Below are 15,906 nucleotides of genomic sequence, written 5' to 3'. Positions count from 1 at the left end.
AACAGCCCCCTTCTGAGCGCGTTAGAAGGGGGCTATTAATTATTTCAGAGCCAATGTATTTAAATAAGCCTCTATCCGGTCTAATCCATTTTCAAGCATTTCCATTGAACAAGCATAAGACAGCCGGAAATATCCTTCACCAAACGCAGAAAAAGCACTTCCTGGAACGACAGCCACTTTATACGAAGTGGCTAGCTTATAACAGAAATCAAAAGAAGACTCCGTGATCTGGTCTGGTATCTTCACAAAGAAATAAAAAGCTCCATCAGGTTTTACCACGTCTAACCCCATGTTGGATAAACGTTCGAATACATATTCCCGGCGCTTATTATATTGCTCTCTCATCGGCAAAGCATCATCACACCCTGCAGTCAAGGCTTCAATCGCCGCCATTTGTGACACGGAAGACGCACAAGATACATTATATTGGTGCACCTTCAAAATATGTTTAGCAATCGCTTCAGGGGCAAATAATAGTCCAATTCTCCAGCCGGTCATGGAATGAGACTTTGATAAGCCATTGAGCACAATCGTTTGAGACTTTAAAAACTGCGAAATGGACACATGCGTTTGATCATATGTGAGCTCACTGTAGATTTCGTCCGCAATGATAAAAATATCTTTATCTTTTAACAGTTCGGCAATTTCTTGCAGCTCTGTTTCAGACAAGCTGACGCCGGTCGGATTGGATGGGTAAGGCAAGATCAGAGCTTTTGTCTTTTCAGTAATTGCCTGTTCAATTAAATCGGCTGTTAGCTTAAATTCATTATCACGTGTATCAACCATGACAGGTGCTGCCCCGCACATATGAATAATCGGCTCATAGCCAGGATAAACCGGTCCAGGAAGAATCACTTCATCTCCGCGGCATAAAATGGTTCTAAGTGCCACATCGATGGCTTGGCTTGCACCAACTGTAATGATGACTTCCGTCTCAGGGTTATAATTCAGTTTGTATTTATTATGTACAAAGTTTGCCGCTGCCGTTCGCAGTTCGATAAATCCCGCGTTATGTGTATAGTTGGTGAAATTATTATGAATAGATTTAATGCCAGCTTCTTTCACGTGCAGAGGCGTAGGAAAGTCGGGCTGACCGATCGTCAGCGAAATCATATCTTCTGTCCCGCCTACTAAATTAAAAAACTTCCGGATTCCTGATATCTCTATATTTTTCACACTGTCATTCAGACGATGTTCCAACGTAAAAACCACCTTTCTGTCCTGTTATTTTACCATTGATAGCAGGGGTCTGGCATGATAAATTCCGATTCATTTCTGAAGAACTGATGAAAGTCTGTCATAAAAAAGCAAAGGTTGATTTCACTCCAGGATGCTTCGCTTTCCGCGGGGCGCGCGGTGAGCTTCCTCAGCGCTAAAGCGCCTGCGGGATCTCACCTGTCACGCTGATCCCGCAGGAGTCTCGCACCTTTCGTTTCAATCAATTAGGAGTATTAAGTCATTCTTCATCTCTGAAAAAGTAATTTAAAAATATAAGTCTAGTATCTTGACGTAATTAAAAACAGTTCCTATAATATAAAATATATTAATTAATAATTATTATAAATAAATAAACAATATAATAAGAGGTGGAAGAACTTGAAATTAAGAGAACAAATGCCTGAATTAACTGGAGCGACTAAATGGATCAATGGAGAAGTGACAAAAGAAGAATTAGTAGGTAAGAAACCAACGTTGATTCATTTCTGGTCAGTCAGCTGCTATTTATGTAAGGAAGCGATGCCTGAGATCAATGATCTTCGCGATGAATATGAAGATGAATTAAATGTAGTAGCTGTACATATGCCTCGTTCAGAAGATGATTTAGACGTTTCAGTGATCAATCAAATGGCCATGGGGCATGATATTATTCAACCGATCTTTGTAGATAGCGAGCATAAATTAACAGATGCCTTCGAAAACAAATATGTTCCTGCTTATTATGTATTTGATAAAGAAGGCAAGCTTCGACATTTCCAAGCGGGAGGAAGCGGAATGGATATGCTGAAGAAGAAAATTAATCGAGTACTAGAACAAGAATAAGGTTGAGGCCGGCTCAAGAGTTCGAAGCCTTTACGCAGTCATTCGGCTGCTTAAAGGATCTGAACGTTTGAGTCGGTTTTTTTATGCGGAATGTAAAAATTTTATTAATATAATGTTAAATAAATCTAAATAATTTTCCCGTTTATTACTTCCAGTTTCATGATATAGTAAAATAAAAAAGCAAGGGGACAAAAGGCATATGAACAATGAAACTGGCATTCTGCTTGAAACAGGTACAAACGAACTGGAAATTGTGGAGTTTGAAGTTCAGAATAATAAATTTGGAATTAACGTAATCAAAGTAAAAGAGATCATTCAGCCGCTCCCAATCACATTCATCCCTCATGCTCATGAGCATATTGAAGGGATTATTCAATTGCGCGGTGAGGTCCTGCCGGTAATCAATATGGCCAAAGTTCTGGGCGTACCGCCATCCGGAAACCAACAGACAGATAAATATATTGTCACGGAATTTAACAAACAAAAAGTAGTCTTCCATGTTCAAAATGTCACTCGCATTCACCGAATTTCCTGGAATGATATTGAAAAACCTTCCGATATGTATCAAGGCGGCAACAGTCAAATTATTGGGGTCATTAAAATTAACGGTGAGATGATACTCTTGCTGGATTTCGAGAAAATTATTGTAGATATTAATCCGCACTCAGGCATTCATGTAGGGCAAATCAAGCAATTAGGTGACCGAAAGCGTTCGTCTAAACGTTTAATTGTCGCGGAGGATTCTCCGTTATTAAGAAAGCTGATTCATGATACATTGCATGAAGCAGGATATGAAAATATCGAGTTTTTCGAGAACGGGAAACTGGCATTAGAGTATTTAGAGTCGATTGCTGCAGAAGGCAACGTGGAAGAAAAGGTTCAGCTCCTAATTACGGATATTGAAATGCCGCAAATGGACGGCCATCACTTAACACGGCGGGTGAAAGAACACCCTGAGTTAAAACAGCTTCCGGTTATTATCTTCTCGTCATTAATTACTGATGATTTAAGACATAAAGGCGATGGAGTTGGAGCAAATGCTCAAGTAAGCAAGCCGGAAATCGCCCAGCTTGTCATGCATATCGATCGTTTATCGCTATAGTCGGCAAGAGTAAATAAGAGCTGGCACCTTAAAAAAGCACCGGCTGATCACGTCAGCAGGTGCTTTTTACATAAAGCTTATGGTTAAGAGTGATGATCTCCTTTAATAGGACTGTCCGAGCGGTTTAAATACGGGCTTATTATAGCGAGGCTGTTTAGGAGAAGCATTCGTTTGATATTCCTTCATACCCGTATATTCTTGAAGAATTTTCTTCGCCTGCATTAAATTCATCGTGGTGCGGGGGTTGCGTTTATTCTGATCTAAACTGCCAAGGTGAGGGAGTTTGTCAAAATCCTCTTTGCAAGGAGGAATATGAAACGTATATTCACCGCATGAAACTAGCACATCTGATTGCTGCTGGCTATATTTTGGATTGTTAGAAAAATGCAGACCTGTTTTTTGAGCTCGGCCCTCTACAATCATTTTTAATAGAGCTTTCTTTTTAAGCAAATATAAAAATTTAGGGTTTGTTGCTGTTTTAGCATGCCGGTTTACAGTGAAAATAGCTTTAGCGAGGGTTGGAGTGGTTAGAGGGTTAGTGGTCTTTACCTTATGACTGGTCAAATAAAGGACTCCTTTCGCACTATTTTTTTCATCTATTATAACTCGTTTTTCTTTGTTTGGAAAGCGATTCCCATGTTTTAATCAGGCTTTTTTAGTGGAAAATAGAAGGTAAAAAGAAAGCAGTGAGACAACGATGCAAAATTCTAAAATTGCTATTATTGATATTGGCTCCAACACCGTTCGTTTAGTGATCTATCATATGCGTTATGGAAGCTTTGAAGAGTGTGAAAATATTAAAGCTCCCATTCGGCTTCGCACGTATCTAAATAGTGATAACGAGTTATCAGAAACAGGTATAGAGCTTTTAATCAGCGTATTAAACAGTTTTAAAGAAGTCATTGATTATCACCAAGTCGAACATACAGATTGCACAGCTACGGCAGCCGTCAGACAAGCAGCCAATAAAGAAGAGCTTATTGGTAAAGCAAAAGAGCAAACCGGTTTCCATATTCGAGTATTAAGCGGAGAAGAGGAGGCGTACTTTGGTCTATCAGCTGTGACGAAAACTCTGCCCATTGAAAACGGATTAATTGTGGATATGGGAGGGGGCAGCACAGAAATTACCTGCTTCAAAAATCGCGAACTTCAGCACACATTCAGCTTTCCATTTGGCGTGGTGTCTCTAAAAGAGCAATTCATTAAAGGAAACCGCATGACAGAATGTGAAAGAGATCAGCTGGTTAGTTATGTTCTAAATGAATTTTCACAATTTCCCTGGCTCGACAGTGGAGCAGATAAAGTAGTAGCTATCGGGGGAAGCGCCAGAAATCTTGCGAAGGTTTCCCAATTGAAAAAAGCATATCCGAATATTGGGATACATGGGTATGAAATAGACGCAGATGAATTTACCGAGCTGCATAAAGAATTATCTGTTCAAACGTATGAAGAACTGGAAAAGGTAGACGGGCTGTCTAAAGAAAGGGCAGATCTCATCCTGCCCGCGCTAGAAGTGTTTTATCAATTATTGAAATATTCAAGATCTTCTGCGCTGGCTGTCAGTTCAAGAGGGCTGCGGGATGGACTAATATTAGAGCAGATGCCAGGTGTTTCTTGGGAAACATTACATCAAGTCAAACAAAATGGCACCATGCGAATCGTCAAAAGTTATCAGCTCAATGAAGCTCACCACCACCAAATGCAATTTATTTTAAGCGAACTATTGTCTCAGTTTACACATGAACACTTATTCGATGTAGCGGAAGACGATCAGTTTTTCTTAGAACAAGCCGCCTCACTATTTTATCTTGGGGAGTATATTTCAAGCAGTTCAAAAAGTCAGCATACCTTCTATTTGCTTACCAATTCCACACTTGACGGGTACTCCCATAAAGAAAAAGTAAAGATGGCTCTCGTCGCGTCATTCACTAACTATTCTACTCTAAAGCAATATATTTCTTCCTACGACAACTGGTTCACGAAAGAAGAAATTCAGCAAATGAGAGAATGGGGAGCTCTCTTAAAGCTATGTTTTAGTTTAAATAGTTCAAAACGAAATGTGGTCAAGCGATTAAAGTTAACGGCAGGAAAAGAAGGCCTATTAAAAATAAAAGTATTCTGCGAAAGGGATTATTTGTCAGAAAAATACCAAAGTGACAAACAAAAAAAGCATTTGGAGAAAGTGCTGCAGCGTACGATTCAATTGGATTTCAGTAAGATAGACGACTGACTAGGGGGAAGTTAAATGAGGGGAAATGAGCATACTGCACTATCAGATCCGACGTATTATAATAACCGGGAACTGAGCTGGCTGGCATTTAATGAACGGGTGCTTCAGGAGTCAACGGATGACACCAATCCGCTGCTTGAAAAATTAAAGTTTTTAGCGATTTTCAGTTCCAATCTGGATGAATTCTTTATGGTGAGGGTTGCTGGGCTAAAAGACCAAGTGAAGGCGGGGTTTAATAAGCCAGAAAATAAGGCAGGGATGACGCCGAAACAGCAGCTTAAAGCGATTAGTGAGAAGACTCATTCTTTAATAGAAACGCAATACCAAATTTTAAATGAACAGATTATACCTGCTTTAAATGAACAAGGCATATTCTTTAAACCAATTGATTCCTTAAATCAATCGGAACTGAATTATTTGAATGAATATTTTGAACAGGAGATCTTCCCTGTGCTGACTCCGATGGCGATTGATGCGTATCGTCCGTTTCCGATGCTTTTAAATAAAAGCATCAATATGGTCGTGATGCTTGAGAATAATGATAAAGAAGAGGGAGAAGAGCGCAAAGATAAAGTGGCCATTGTTCAGGTTCCATCTGTCCTGCCACGCTTTATTTCTTTGCCTTCATCTGATTCTCATACCGCTTTTGTGATGATGGAAGATGTACTGGAGCATTATGTTACTCGTTTCTTTAAAGGGTTTACCGTTAAGTCGACGAACATATTCAGAATCACTAGAAATGCCGATTTAACGATTCATGAGGAAGGTGCACGTGATCTGTTGCTTGAAATAGAGAAAGAATTAAAGAAAAGAAAATGGGGTGCAGCTGTCCGGCTGGAAATTAAAAGGGAAGGACTGGACTCGGATGTGCTGGCTTATTTATTAGAGGAGCTAGAAATTCATTCGAAAGATGTATATGAGATCAATGGCCCTATTGATTTAACTTTCTTATTTTCCTTTGTCAAAAAAGTTGGGGATCACTGTGATGATTTATCCTACGAAAATTTTATACCGCAGCTGCCATTTGATTTATCTAACAGAGAAGATATTTTTGAAAAAGCCCTTAAGCAGGACTTATTGTTCTATCATCCATACGAATCCTTTGAACCTATTGTCGACTTTGTGACGCAGGCAGCTGATGATCCAAGTGTGCTCGCTATTAAGCAGACGCTTTACCGGGTCAGTGGGGATTCTCCGGTCATAAAAGCGCTGAAGCAAGCGGCTGAAAATGGCAAGCAAGTAACCGTGCTAGTCGAATTAAAAGCCCGGTTTGATGAGGAAAATAATGTGCAGTGGGCGAAGGAGTTAGAGAAGGCGGGCTGTCATGTCATATATGGCATGCATAATCTAAAAACTCACAGTAAAATAACCTTGATTGTCCGGAAAACAAATAACGGAATTGAACGCTTTGTTCATCTGGGGACGGGCAATTATAATGATCAAACAGCTAAATTATATACGGATCATGGATTAATCACAACGAAACGGAAGTTTGGCATTGACGCGACGAACTTTTTTAACTATTTGAGCGGATACACGGAAAAGCCGGAGTACAATCATATTGTCGTTGCCCCATTTGATATTCAAGATGAATTTATTAAACTAATAGATAATGAGATCCGTCTGCATAAAAAACACGGCAATGGGCGTATTATTGCCAAGATGAACTCATTAACTGATAAAGAACTGATCATGAAGTTTTATGAAGCATCGTGTGCGGGGGTCAAGATTGACTGTATCATACGCGGGATTTGCTGCTTGCGTCCTGGTATTGCCGGGGTCAGTGAAAATATTCGAGTAATCAGCATTGTAGGACGATTCCTAGAGCATAGCCGAATCTATTACTTCCACCATAATGGAGAAGGCAAAATGCTGCTGTCTTCCGCAGATTTAATGACAAGAAATATGATCAAGCGAGTGGAGATTATGTTTCCGATCTTTGACGGTGAATTAAAAAAACGGCTGTCTGAATTTCTTGAACTGCAGCTGAAGGATAATGTGAAAGCGCGATATCAAGATAATCAAGGGTACTATCACTATGTAGAACGGACGGCCGATCAAGAAGAGATAAACAGTCAGTTAATTAATTTAAAAGCAGCTTATCGCGTCGGAGAAGATGAAGAGTAAGAGGATATTGGAAAGCGGATAAGAAAACTCTTCCCTTGTTTATAGTAGTTTGTTAGGCTGAGCAGTATGATCATTATTACGGGGGAACAACTATGAATATAGTGTATGTCATGCTTGGCGGAGGAGCAGGGGCTGTATTTCGTTACTTGACTCTATTTTTGAATAGCAGCTTATTTCCTTTTGGCACGATACTGGTGAATACGCTAGGAAGCTTCGTGCTCGGTCTCATTACTTCCTGGTTTATGCGTAAAAAAATCAGCAAAGCACAATCTTTATTTTATGGCACTGGACTTTGCGGCGGATTTACGACGATGTCCACCTTTTCCAAAGAGGTGTATGAATTATTTCATGTCAATGCAAGGACTGCGACGATCTATATGGCAGCAAGTACAGTCCTAGGCATAGCTGCAGGGGTAACAGGCCTTAAACTAGGCTCCTTAGCCAAGGTCAAAGGAGAGAATAGATAATGGCTTTATTATTGACGGCTGCCGGTGGAGCTGTTGGCGCTTTGCTAAGATATGCAGCCTCATTATTGCTTGCTAAAGTGAAAGGTTCTTTTCCGCTGGGAGCTTTAACGGTAAACCTGTTAGGAAGCTTTCTGCTAGGTCTTTTCATCTCACATGGCCAGGGGCTCTCAATAGAAGCTCAGCTGTTTATCGGTACAGGTTTATTAGGAGGTTTTACCACATTTTCAACGTTCAGTGTGGAAGGGGCTGCCCTATTAGAAAAAAAGAGAAGTACGTTTTTGATTTATGTCTTATTCACCATACTTGGTTCTACCCTATCCTTTGCAGCAGGAATGGCTGCTTCATAAAAAAACATGACTCGCGTTTTGGAGTCATGTTTTTTGCTTTGTTTGTAAAGTAAAAATGGTAATCTCAGGAACGGATAGAAAACGAAAAGGGAGCCTTGTTGTGCCAAGCCCGCGGTTGACATATAAAGTGAGCGGAGATAAGTCATATCTACCTTCCTGATAGCGTTCCGCAAACGGCGGTGTAATGAGCGTTCCTACAAAAGGCAGCTGGATTTGGCCGCCGTGGGAATGTCCGCTGAGCTGAAGGTGAATACCAGAACCAGCTGCTTCATCAGCCAAGTCAGGAGCATGAGAAAGTAATATCTGATAATGGTTTTCTTTCACCCTTTGCTTGGCCAATCCAATGCTGGGCTTTCCTAGCATCGCATCATCAATGCCTAGCAGAAAAATGCTTTCTTCGTCTTTATATATTTCAGCTGATTCATTTTTCAGAAGGGTGAAACCGGATTGTTTCATCATATTTTGATAAAGGTCGGTACCATATCCGCCATGATCATGATTTCCGTAAACAGAGAATTTACCTAAAGGTGCGTGAAGCTCTTGAAGAATTCTTACGGTTTCACGTGCTTTAGACGATTCATATTCATTTGGTTTATCCAATAAATCACCTGTAAAAAAGATCATATCCGGGTTTAGTGAATTGATGAGAGAGATATGCTTTTCTAATTGTTTAAGCGAATATTGAAACCCAAGATGGGTGTCGCTGAATTGAACGATTTTCAGATTGTTAAAGCTTTTTGGGATTCGTTCATGTTGAATCTCTACTTCATTTAATTGCAGCCTGCTTGGTTCAATGAAACGAGCATAGGCATAGCCGCCGCCAGATAAGCCTAAAAGTGAAAACAGAAAAGTGAGAGATTGCTTCAAAAAGCTGCGCCGTGAATATTTTTTAGCCATCATACTTAAGCCACTCTTTCCTGTTTGTTTCTATTATTATATTAAAGTCAGTGGTTTCACACTACTGATAATAGTAGTAAAAAAATAAAAGAAAGAAAATAATTCTGCTTAAAAATATGTGAATTTTCCAAAAATATGTTATCATAAATAATGAGTGGTGATTCATTCATTTTTTATGAACAGGGGGATAAGCATGAAAGATAAAGTTGTGATCGTAACTGGCGGTTCAAGCGGCATGGGAAAATATATGGCGAAAAGGTTTCTTCAAGAAGGCGGCAAAGTGGTGATTGCCGGAAGAAATCAAGAAAAGTTAGAAGCGGCTAAAGCGGAACTTAAAGGGGAGGGCGGCGAGTTATTGCTCGTTTCCATGGATGTTCGCAGCCCTGAAGATGTTGACCGTCTAATTAGTGAAACACATGAAGCGTTTGGAACGATTGATTATTTAGTGAATAATGCGGCAGGAAACTTTATTTGTCCTGCTGAGAATTTATCAGTAAATGGATGGAAATCAGTGATCGATATCGTTTTAAATGGCACATTCTACTGTTCGAGAGCAGTGGGCAATTATTGGATTGAACATGGCATAAAAGGCAGCATGATTAATATTGTCGCCACCTATGCATGGAATGCCGGAGCGGGAGTCGCGCACTCAGCAGCAGCTAAAGCAGGTGTCCTATCCTTAACTAGAACTTTAGCTGTGGAATGGGGACATAAATATGGGATTCGTGCAAATGCAATAGCCCCAGGTCCCATTGAAAGAACGGGCGGAGCAGACAAGTTATGGGAATCAGAAGAAGCGGCGAAGCGAACAATTAATAGTGTCCCGCTGCATCGATTGGGAACACCTGAGGAAATTGCGGGATTAGCTCTCTATCTTTTCTCCGATCAAGCCGGATATATAAACGGGGAATGTGTCACAATGGATGGCGGCCAATGGCTGAATAGATTTCCGTTTTAATTAAATTTATAAGGGGATTGAATGGAGACTTGCTTCTTGCTTGTCTCTTTTTTGAAGTGGTGAAGTGGGTGGAATAGTAAAGGAAATAAGAGTCTCGATTAATCTGATATGAAAAATACGAATATTCTATTATAATAGATATGTTCACATACATAGCGACGATCAATAATCATATGTTTTCCCGAAAAACAGGTAATTATGGAGGTTTAGGAGATGGATGCACTTGAAGTCATGTCACATTTAGATCAAGTCATGCCTGCATTTCAGCCGATTTTCAGTGCGGATGAGCATCGAATTATTGGTTATGAGGTCCTTGGGCGATTTAAAGACGGTGAAGAAATAAAAAGCTTAGGGCCTTTTTTTGAAGATGAAGAAGTTCCGGAAGAATATCATTTAGAGGTGGATTGCCTTCTCATAAGTAAAGCGCTTGATCTATACACAGATTCAAACGAGCAAGCCATGCTCTTTATCAACTGTACGGCGGCCATTTTAATGAAGGAAGATGGCGAGTTTTTTTTACAGCTGCTGAAAAGTTATGAAAGCAAGGGGTTTAAGCTAGAGAAAGTCGTTTTGGAGATTTCAGAAAGAGATTATAGGACAAACCTTGAACATTTAATAAGGTATTACAAGACGCTAGGCATTCGAATTGCTATTGACCATTTAAGTGAAAATAATGCGAATATTCATCGATTATCCGGATGCGCGCCGGATATTTTAAAAGTAAATCTTGATATGCTTCGCAGCGAATCGGCTAATCACAACTATAACGATTTCCTTTATTCCTTATCTATGCTGGCGCGAAAAATAGGTGCTTCGCTTTTATTTGAGAGTATAGAAGTAGAGTATCAATTACAATATGCATGGAAGCATGGCGGGAGATATTACCAAGGATTTTATCTAGAGAAACCCGATTTGTCGTTTAAGCCCTCCGAAATCATGCGCGAAAAGCTCAGAAGGAAATGCCAGGAGTTTATCTTGCATGAAAAGCGTTCTCTTGAAAAAGTGTACATGCTCGCAGAATCGATTCAAAATGAAATCCAAACGGTTGTATCGCGCGTGATGAAGCAGCACGATAGCAAAGAATACTTGCTTGAAGAGCTGGGGAAGAAATTTGAAATGATGTGTTTTCGTTTATACATATGTGATGAGAATGGGTTTGAATTGACGCCTAATTATTTTAAAAAGAGTGGAGAATGGATCTTTCAGCCGGAGTATTTCGATAAAAATTGGAGCTGGCGCCCATATTTTTTAGAAAACATCTTAAAAATGCGTAAAAATAAACGCGGGCTCATTTCCGATCTTTACAGTGATATTGAAACGGGAGAACTGACTAGGACTTTTTCTTATCCTTTGAATGAGCACGAATATTTATTCATGGATATTTCGTATGAATTCTTATTTGAACAAGACGGGCTGCTCTATTAAAGTTGAATACATTTCGATGATTGCGGAGACACTATTCATACATTCATTATTGAAAGGAGTGTCTCCTGTGAGTGATTATATGGTCATTCTTATAGTGGCTGTTACGATTACATTTGTATTCTCGCTTATATATACAATGAAGGTGCTGAAATCGCAAGGTGCGGTAAAAGAAATGGATCAGCCGATCCCAGAAACAGTTCAGCATCATCCTTATACAAAAAATCCGATATTTTGGGCGTATGTCATAGGGATTGGACTTGCTTTGGCATTTATCATTTACGCAGCTGTGGCAAGCGGTTATCTATAAATAGTTTAGACCAGGTTTCTTCTGCTCATTGGAAGATCGGCAAAAGAAATCTGGACGGCTTATTACAGCTGATGTTTCTCAAGAATTTCTGTCAATTTATTGAGATCAAAACCTCTGATAATATCCTCTTCTATAACAACAGTTGGTGTTGAATGGGATTTCCAAATATTTATTAATTCATTCCTGGCTTTGGGATCATCTGCAATATTCTTTTCCTCAAAGAGAACTCCCCGGTCTTTAAGAAATAATTTAATTATCTGGCATGGCGGACATTCAGGCTGGGTATACAATACAATAGCTGACATACTTTCTTCCTCCTTTAGAATGGGTTTATTTGTTTCAGCGTTCATCATAATTAGACAAAAGGTTAAAATAAAACAGTTGGATATAGAATAGATGTATGGTATATTTCTTTTGCCTATTTATTTTATACAATCAGATAGCAGATGGTCAAAATTAAATAAATAATGGATTGCCATATGAAAGGGGACGACCTAATTTATGTCACAATTAATGGGTATTATTCAACGTTTAAAGTCTTTGCAAGAGGGCGGAGAGGCTGGCGAGGTTCAGCAGCGCTTATTCGAAATGAACGGTAAAACTTTATGCCAAGTGAAATATTTTCCTAATAAAGATACGTTTGAATTAGAAGTTTACGATAAGGACGGAAAAGGAAACAAGTATCCTTTCGATGATATCGATATGACAGCAATTGAAATTTTTGATTTGCTTCAAGAAGAAAAACAGCAGCAGCTATAATTTCTTTTCCCTGCTTATAGAAGGCAGGGTTTTTTTCTGTTCTTCGGGTGAGTGAATTAGGTTTTTCCGGGCTAAGTTTGTTATAATTAGGCAGGGGATACATACAGTAAGCAAGCTTCTGTTTGGAAGAGATAGAGATACAGGAAGAAAAAGAAAAAGAAGGGGTATTTTTATGATTTCTTTTGAAAGTAAAGATGTATTAAATACCAAAATAATGGATTATATTATCCCGGGCGAGAAAGTGGCTCATGTTCAGCCAGGGAATAACCTCGAGCATGCGTTGCTTGTATTGACAAAGAGCGGGTATACAGCAATCCCCGTACTTGATGAGAAGTTTAAACTTGAGGGGCTCATTAGTTCACCAATGATCACGGAAGCGATTCTTGGACTTGAACGAATTGAGTTTGAAAAGCTTGAAGATATGCGAGTAGAAGAAGTTATGTCAAAGGATCAGCCGCACCTGACCGTGAATGATCACTTTCGAAAAGCGCTAGGGCTGTTAATCAATCATCCATTTTTATGTGTAACAGATGAAGAAGGAGCGTTTCAAGGGATCTTAACTAGACGGGTTATTTTAAAACACCTGAACTATCATGTAGATCAACTTAGTTAACTAAACGATTCTTTAGAGCTGTCTCGCAGCGAGAAACCAGATTCGTCATATGTTCACTTCATGAATATAGGCGAATAAAGGTCTTGATGGAGCAGCTTTTTATTTTTTGTTCAAATGAAACGGCAAGTGAGAAGGAGGTAGTTCGATGTGGAGACTCAAGCTTTAAAGAGGGAAACGAAACGGCCGCTTGTACTTGCTTCCGTCATATTAGCCATGTTTATGGGAGCGATTGAAGCAACGATTGTGTCAACCGCCATGCCGGCCATTGTAGCCGATTTAGGCGGTTTTTCATTATATAGCTGGGTGTTTTCCGCCTACTTGTTAATGAACGCAGCGACCGTGCTTATCTATGGAAAGCTATCAGATATTTTTGGAAGGAAGCCTGTGCTGTCAGCCGGTATTTTTATCTTTTTATTGGGGTCGCTTTTATGCGGGTTTGCAGGCTCGATGCAGCAGCTGATTGTCTTCCGGTTTATTCAAGGTTTTGGGGCTGGTGCTGTCATGCCGATTGCGTCCACTATTGTTGGAGATATTTATACCAAGGAAGAGCGGGCGAAAGTTCAAGGCTATTTATCAGCTGTCTGGGGAATCTCTGCTGTTTCTGGCCCGGCTCTTGGCGGTTTGCTCGTGGAGTATGTGAGCTGGAGATATATTTTTTGGATTAATTTACCGCTGGGTCTTTTAGCGATTGCCGGACTATATATATTTTTGCATGAAAAAGTTGAAAAGCAAAAACCAGTGATTGATTATAAGGGGACTTTTCTATTTATTATTGCTATTTCCTCTCTCATGTATTTGCTTGTAGAAGGCGGTGTGAGAGTTGCATGGCTGTCTTCGACTAGCGCGCTGTTAATCGCTCTGTTTACGGCAGCCATGGTCTTGTTTATCAGGGAAGAAAGAAAAACAGCTTCTCCTATGATGCCATTTGAACTATGGACGGTTCGCTCCATATTAATAGCCAATCTCGTTTCATTCACAACAGGTATTATGTTAATCGGAATTTCAAGCTTTTTGCCGGCGTATGTACAAGGCGTTATGGGAGAAAGTGCGACAGTGGCTGGCTTTACTTTAACCGCCATGTCGATTGGCTGGCCAATTGCGTCCACTTTATCCGGCCGTATGCTGATCTCGCTCGGATACAGAACGACAACGATGATTGGCGGAGCGGCATTGATGATCGGAAGTTTCATGTTTGTCATGATGAACGGGGCATCTGGTCCAGTGTGGGCCGGCTTTTCTTCCTTTTTCGTGGGAGTGGGCATGGGGCTCACATCAACCGCATTTATTGTCTCGATTCAGAGTTCAGTGGACTGGGAGAAACGCGGGGCGGCAACAGCGGCCAATATGTTTATGAGAAATGTGGGAAATACGGTTGGGGCCGCCCTATTAGGCGGGGTGCTAAATAGCCGTCTTAAAACGTATCTGCACAATAGCGAAGCACAAGAAGCGGAGGCGCTATCCATTGACTCTATTAACGAGTTATTGAGCGGACAAAGCAGCAGTTCTCTATCCGCGGAAGTCCTGCAAGTATTAAAAAACGGTTTGACCTCATCGCTCCATACCGTTTACTTAGTCGTATTTGCGTTTGCTGTGGTTTCTTTCGGTTTATTACTATTTTTGAAAAAAGGAAAATAGCATGAAAGACGTATGTGCTGGGATGGGAGGAATAAGAATGTCATATTCTGAATTTCAGTTATTAACGGTTTTGGCAGAAGAGATGAATATGAGAAAGGCAGCTGAAAAATTATTTGTCTCACAGCCAGCCTTGTCACAAAGGCTGCAGTCGATCGAGAAAGACTGGGGAACAAAAATTTTCAATCGGTCAACGAAAGGTCTTTCTTTAACTCCTTCCGGCGAAATAATTAGTGACTTTGCTCGTGAAGTGATGGCGAAGAGGGAGAAGGTTCTTGAAAACCTTCAAGCACTTGAATCAGAAGTCCATGGAACGCTAAAAATTGCTTGCGCCACCATTGTCGGGCAAAACTGGCTGCCTCAAGTGCTGAAAAAATTTATTGAAAATTATCCTCATGCCAAAATTTCGCTAATGACGGGATGGAGCAGTGAAATTTCCAAAGCATTATATGAAGGTGAAGTGCATCTTGGCATTATTAGGGGAACGCCGGAATGGAAAGGGAGAAAGATTCATCTATTTGAAGACAGTCTTTATTTAGTAGATAAAGAAATTAAGTCTGTGGAAGAAATACTGACAACGGATAAACCATTTATTCAATTTAAAAGTGATTCTACTTATTATCAGGAGATTCAGGAGTGGTGGCACCGTCAGTTTCAGCAGGCGCCTAAACAGTCCATTGTAGTGGATCAGATTGAAACTTGCCGTCAAATGGTGTTTAACGGAATTGGCTACGCTATTTTGCCGGCGATCACATTAAATGGAGCCGAGGGGAATATTTATAAAATACCTCTGTTAGATCATGACCAGCAGCCAATTCGCCGTGATACCTGGCTGCTGGGGTACGATTCAGCATTTGAACTTCGCCAAGTACAGGCATTTATTGAAGTAATAGAAGAATTCAAAAAATAGAGAATCGGAATGCAACAATATTCTTGTGAAATTCACTTCACTTTGATAAAGTAAGAGGAAAAGCGGCAGGCGGCATTGACTGTCTAAAGCTG

At 40.2% G+C, this 15,906-nt stretch carries 17 protein-coding genes; 13 read left to right on the top strand and 4 right to left on the bottom strand.

Features of this window, described 5'->3' with window-relative positions:
- Positions 1-39 precede the first annotated feature (39 nt).
- The gene (locus tag JOC78_RS01170; RefSeq protein ID WP_204552203.1) at positions 40-1,200 is read right to left on the bottom strand and encodes an aminotransferase A; all 1,161 of its coding nucleotides are present in this window, start codon (positions 1,198-1,200) and stop codon (positions 40-42) included.
- Between the two features lie 396 nt (positions 1,201-1,596).
- Between JOC78_RS01170 and JOC78_RS01165 the strand changes: the two genes are divergently transcribed.
- Positions 1,597-2,040 carry a TlpA family protein disulfide reductase gene (locus JOC78_RS01165; RefSeq protein WP_204552201.1) on the top strand — a complete coding sequence of 148 codons (444 nt, stop codon included), beginning with the start codon at positions 1,597-1,599 and terminating at the stop codon, positions 2,038-2,040.
- 199 nt (positions 2,041-2,239) lie between these two features.
- Complete coding sequence (locus JOC78_RS01160; protein WP_204552199.1) at positions 2,240-3,142, top strand: chemotaxis protein; 903 nt, start codon at positions 2,240-2,242, stop codon at positions 3,140-3,142.
- 102 nt (positions 3,143-3,244) lie between these two features.
- Here JOC78_RS01160 and JOC78_RS01155 read toward each other — a convergent pair whose 3' ends face one another.
- Positions 3,245-3,706 (bottom strand): YkyB family protein, encoded by a 462-nt coding sequence (locus JOC78_RS01155; protein ID WP_204552197.1) that lies wholly within the window; start codon positions 3,704-3,706, stop codon positions 3,245-3,247.
- A 133-nt stretch (positions 3,707-3,839) separates the two neighbouring features.
- Between JOC78_RS01155 and JOC78_RS01150 the strand changes: the two genes are divergently transcribed.
- The 4 genes from JOC78_RS01150 (at position 3,840) to crcB (ending at position 8,313) form a co-directional block, all read left to right on the top strand.
- Entirely contained in the window at positions 3,840-5,372 is a 1,533-nt protein-coding gene (locus JOC78_RS01150; RefSeq protein WP_204552195.1) for a Ppx/GppA family phosphatase, read from the top strand.
- Positions 5,373-5,387: 15 nt separating this feature from the next.
- Positions 5,388-7,499 (top strand): RNA degradosome polyphosphate kinase, encoded by a 2,112-nt coding sequence (locus JOC78_RS01145; RefSeq protein ID WP_204552193.1) that lies wholly within the window; start codon positions 5,388-5,390, stop codon positions 7,497-7,499.
- Positions 7,500-7,591: 92 nt separating this feature from the next.
- The gene (locus JOC78_RS01140) at positions 7,592-7,966 is read left to right on the top strand and encodes a fluoride efflux transporter FluC (RefSeq protein ID WP_204552191.1); all 375 of its coding nucleotides are present in this window, start codon (positions 7,592-7,594) and stop codon (positions 7,964-7,966) included.
- Positions 7,966-8,313, top strand: coding sequence for a fluoride efflux transporter CrcB (gene crcB / locus JOC78_RS01135; protein WP_204552189.1), 348 nt, complete (start codon positions 7,966-7,968; stop codon positions 8,311-8,313). Before JOC78_RS01140 ends, crcB begins: the two co-directional genes overlap by 1 nt.
- 24 nt (positions 8,314-8,337) lie before the next feature.
- Here crcB and JOC78_RS01130 read toward each other — a convergent pair whose 3' ends face one another.
- Positions 8,338-9,210 carry a metallophosphoesterase gene (locus JOC78_RS01130; protein ID WP_204552904.1) on the bottom strand — a complete coding sequence of 291 codons (873 nt, stop codon included), beginning with the start codon at positions 9,208-9,210 and terminating at the stop codon, positions 8,338-8,340.
- A 193-nt stretch (positions 9,211-9,403) separates the two neighbouring features.
- Between JOC78_RS01130 and fadH the strand changes: the two genes are divergently transcribed.
- From fadH to JOC78_RS01115, 3 genes are all read left to right on the top strand, one after another.
- Positions 9,404-10,168 carry a 2,4-dienoyl-CoA reductase gene (gene fadH, locus JOC78_RS01125; RefSeq protein WP_204552187.1) on the top strand — a complete coding sequence of 255 codons (765 nt, stop codon included), beginning with the start codon at positions 9,404-9,406 and terminating at the stop codon, positions 10,166-10,168.
- A 213-nt stretch (positions 10,169-10,381) separates the two neighbouring features.
- Positions 10,382-11,593, top strand: a complete 1,212-nt coding sequence (locus JOC78_RS01120; RefSeq protein ID WP_204552185.1) for an EAL domain-containing protein — start codon at positions 10,382-10,384, stop codon at positions 11,591-11,593.
- 67 nt (positions 11,594-11,660) lie between these two features.
- Positions 11,661-11,900, top strand: a complete 240-nt coding sequence (locus tag JOC78_RS01115) for a hypothetical protein (protein WP_338023146.1) — start codon at positions 11,661-11,663, stop codon at positions 11,898-11,900.
- Between the two features lie 62 nt (positions 11,901-11,962).
- On the opposite strand, the gene JOC78_RS01110 is transcribed toward JOC78_RS01115, so the two are convergent.
- A complete protein-coding gene (locus tag JOC78_RS01110; protein ID WP_204552183.1) occupies positions 11,963-12,205 on the bottom strand; it encodes a glutaredoxin domain-containing protein in 243 nt (80 codons plus the stop codon).
- Between the two features lie 196 nt (positions 12,206-12,401).
- On the opposite strand from JOC78_RS01110, the gene JOC78_RS01105 reads away from it, so the two are divergent.
- From JOC78_RS01105 to JOC78_RS01090, 4 genes are all read left to right on the top strand, one after another.
- Positions 12,402-12,659: a YkuJ family protein gene (locus tag JOC78_RS01105; RefSeq protein WP_204552181.1), complete on the top strand. Its 258-nt coding sequence runs from the start codon at positions 12,402-12,404 to the stop codon at positions 12,657-12,659.
- Between the two features lie 172 nt (positions 12,660-12,831).
- The gene (gene cbpB / locus JOC78_RS01100) at positions 12,832-13,272 is read left to right on the top strand and encodes a cyclic-di-AMP-binding protein CbpB (RefSeq protein WP_204552179.1); all 441 of its coding nucleotides are present in this window, start codon (positions 12,832-12,834) and stop codon (positions 13,270-13,272) included.
- A 213-nt stretch (positions 13,273-13,485) separates the two neighbouring features.
- Positions 13,486-14,907 carry an MDR family MFS transporter gene (locus JOC78_RS01095; RefSeq protein ID WP_204552901.1) on the top strand — a complete coding sequence of 474 codons (1,422 nt, stop codon included), beginning with the start codon at positions 13,486-13,488 and terminating at the stop codon, positions 14,905-14,907.
- A 37-nt stretch (positions 14,908-14,944) separates the two neighbouring features.
- Positions 14,945-15,814 carry a LysR family transcriptional regulator gene (locus JOC78_RS01090; protein ID WP_204552177.1) on the top strand — a complete coding sequence of 290 codons (870 nt, stop codon included), beginning with the start codon at positions 14,945-14,947 and terminating at the stop codon, positions 15,812-15,814.
- Positions 15,815-15,906: the final 92 nt, after the last annotated feature.

This window comes from Bacillus ectoiniformans, assembly GCF_016908875.1.
GTDB lineage: Bacteria > Bacillota > Bacilli > Bacillales > Domibacillaceae > Bacillus_BX > Bacillus_BX ectoiniformans.
The sequence above is the reverse complement of the archived record's forward strand: the minus strand, read 5'-3'. Positions and strand labels throughout refer to the sequence as shown.

Bases quoted from the DNA above. Each gene is read 5' to 3' on its own strand.
- JOC78_RS01110 (WP_204552183.1), bottom strand. From the start codon at position 12,205: ATGTCAGCTATTGTATTGTATACCCAGCCTGAATGTCCGCCATGCCAG.
- JOC78_RS01145 (WP_204552193.1), top strand. From the start codon at position 5,388: ATGAGGGGAAATGAGCATACTGCACTATCAGATCCGACGTATTATAAT.
- JOC78_RS01140 (WP_204552191.1), top strand. From the start codon at position 7,592: ATGAATATAGTGTATGTCATGCTTGGCGGAGGAGCAGGGGCTGTATTT.
- crcB (WP_204552189.1), top strand. From the start codon at position 7,966: ATGGCTTTATTATTGACGGCTGCCGGTGGAGCTGTTGGCGCTTTGCTA.
- JOC78_RS01095 (WP_204552901.1), top strand. From the start codon at position 13,486: ATGTTTATGGGAGCGATTGAAGCAACGATTGTGTCAACCGCCATGCCG.
- JOC78_RS01130 (WP_204552904.1), bottom strand. From the start codon at position 9,210: ATGGCTAAAAAATATTCACGGCGCAGCTTTTTGAAGCAATCTCTCACT.
- JOC78_RS01105 (WP_204552181.1), top strand. From the start codon at position 12,402: ATGTCACAATTAATGGGTATTATTCAACGTTTAAAGTCTTTGCAAGAG.
- JOC78_RS01160 (WP_204552199.1), top strand. From the start codon at position 2,240: ATGAACAATGAAACTGGCATTCTGCTTGAAACAGGTACAAACGAACTG.
- fadH (WP_204552187.1), top strand. From the start codon at position 9,404: ATGAAAGATAAAGTTGTGATCGTAACTGGCGGTTCAAGCGGCATGGGA.
- JOC78_RS01150 (WP_204552195.1), top strand. From the start codon at position 3,840: ATGCAAAATTCTAAAATTGCTATTATTGATATTGGCTCCAACACCGTT.
- JOC78_RS01120 (WP_204552185.1), top strand. From the start codon at position 10,382: ATGGATGCACTTGAAGTCATGTCACATTTAGATCAAGTCATGCCTGCA.
- JOC78_RS01090 (WP_204552177.1), top strand. From the start codon at position 14,945: ATGTCATATTCTGAATTTCAGTTATTAACGGTTTTGGCAGAAGAGATG.
- cbpB (WP_204552179.1), top strand. From the start codon at position 12,832: ATGATTTCTTTTGAAAGTAAAGATGTATTAAATACCAAAATAATGGAT.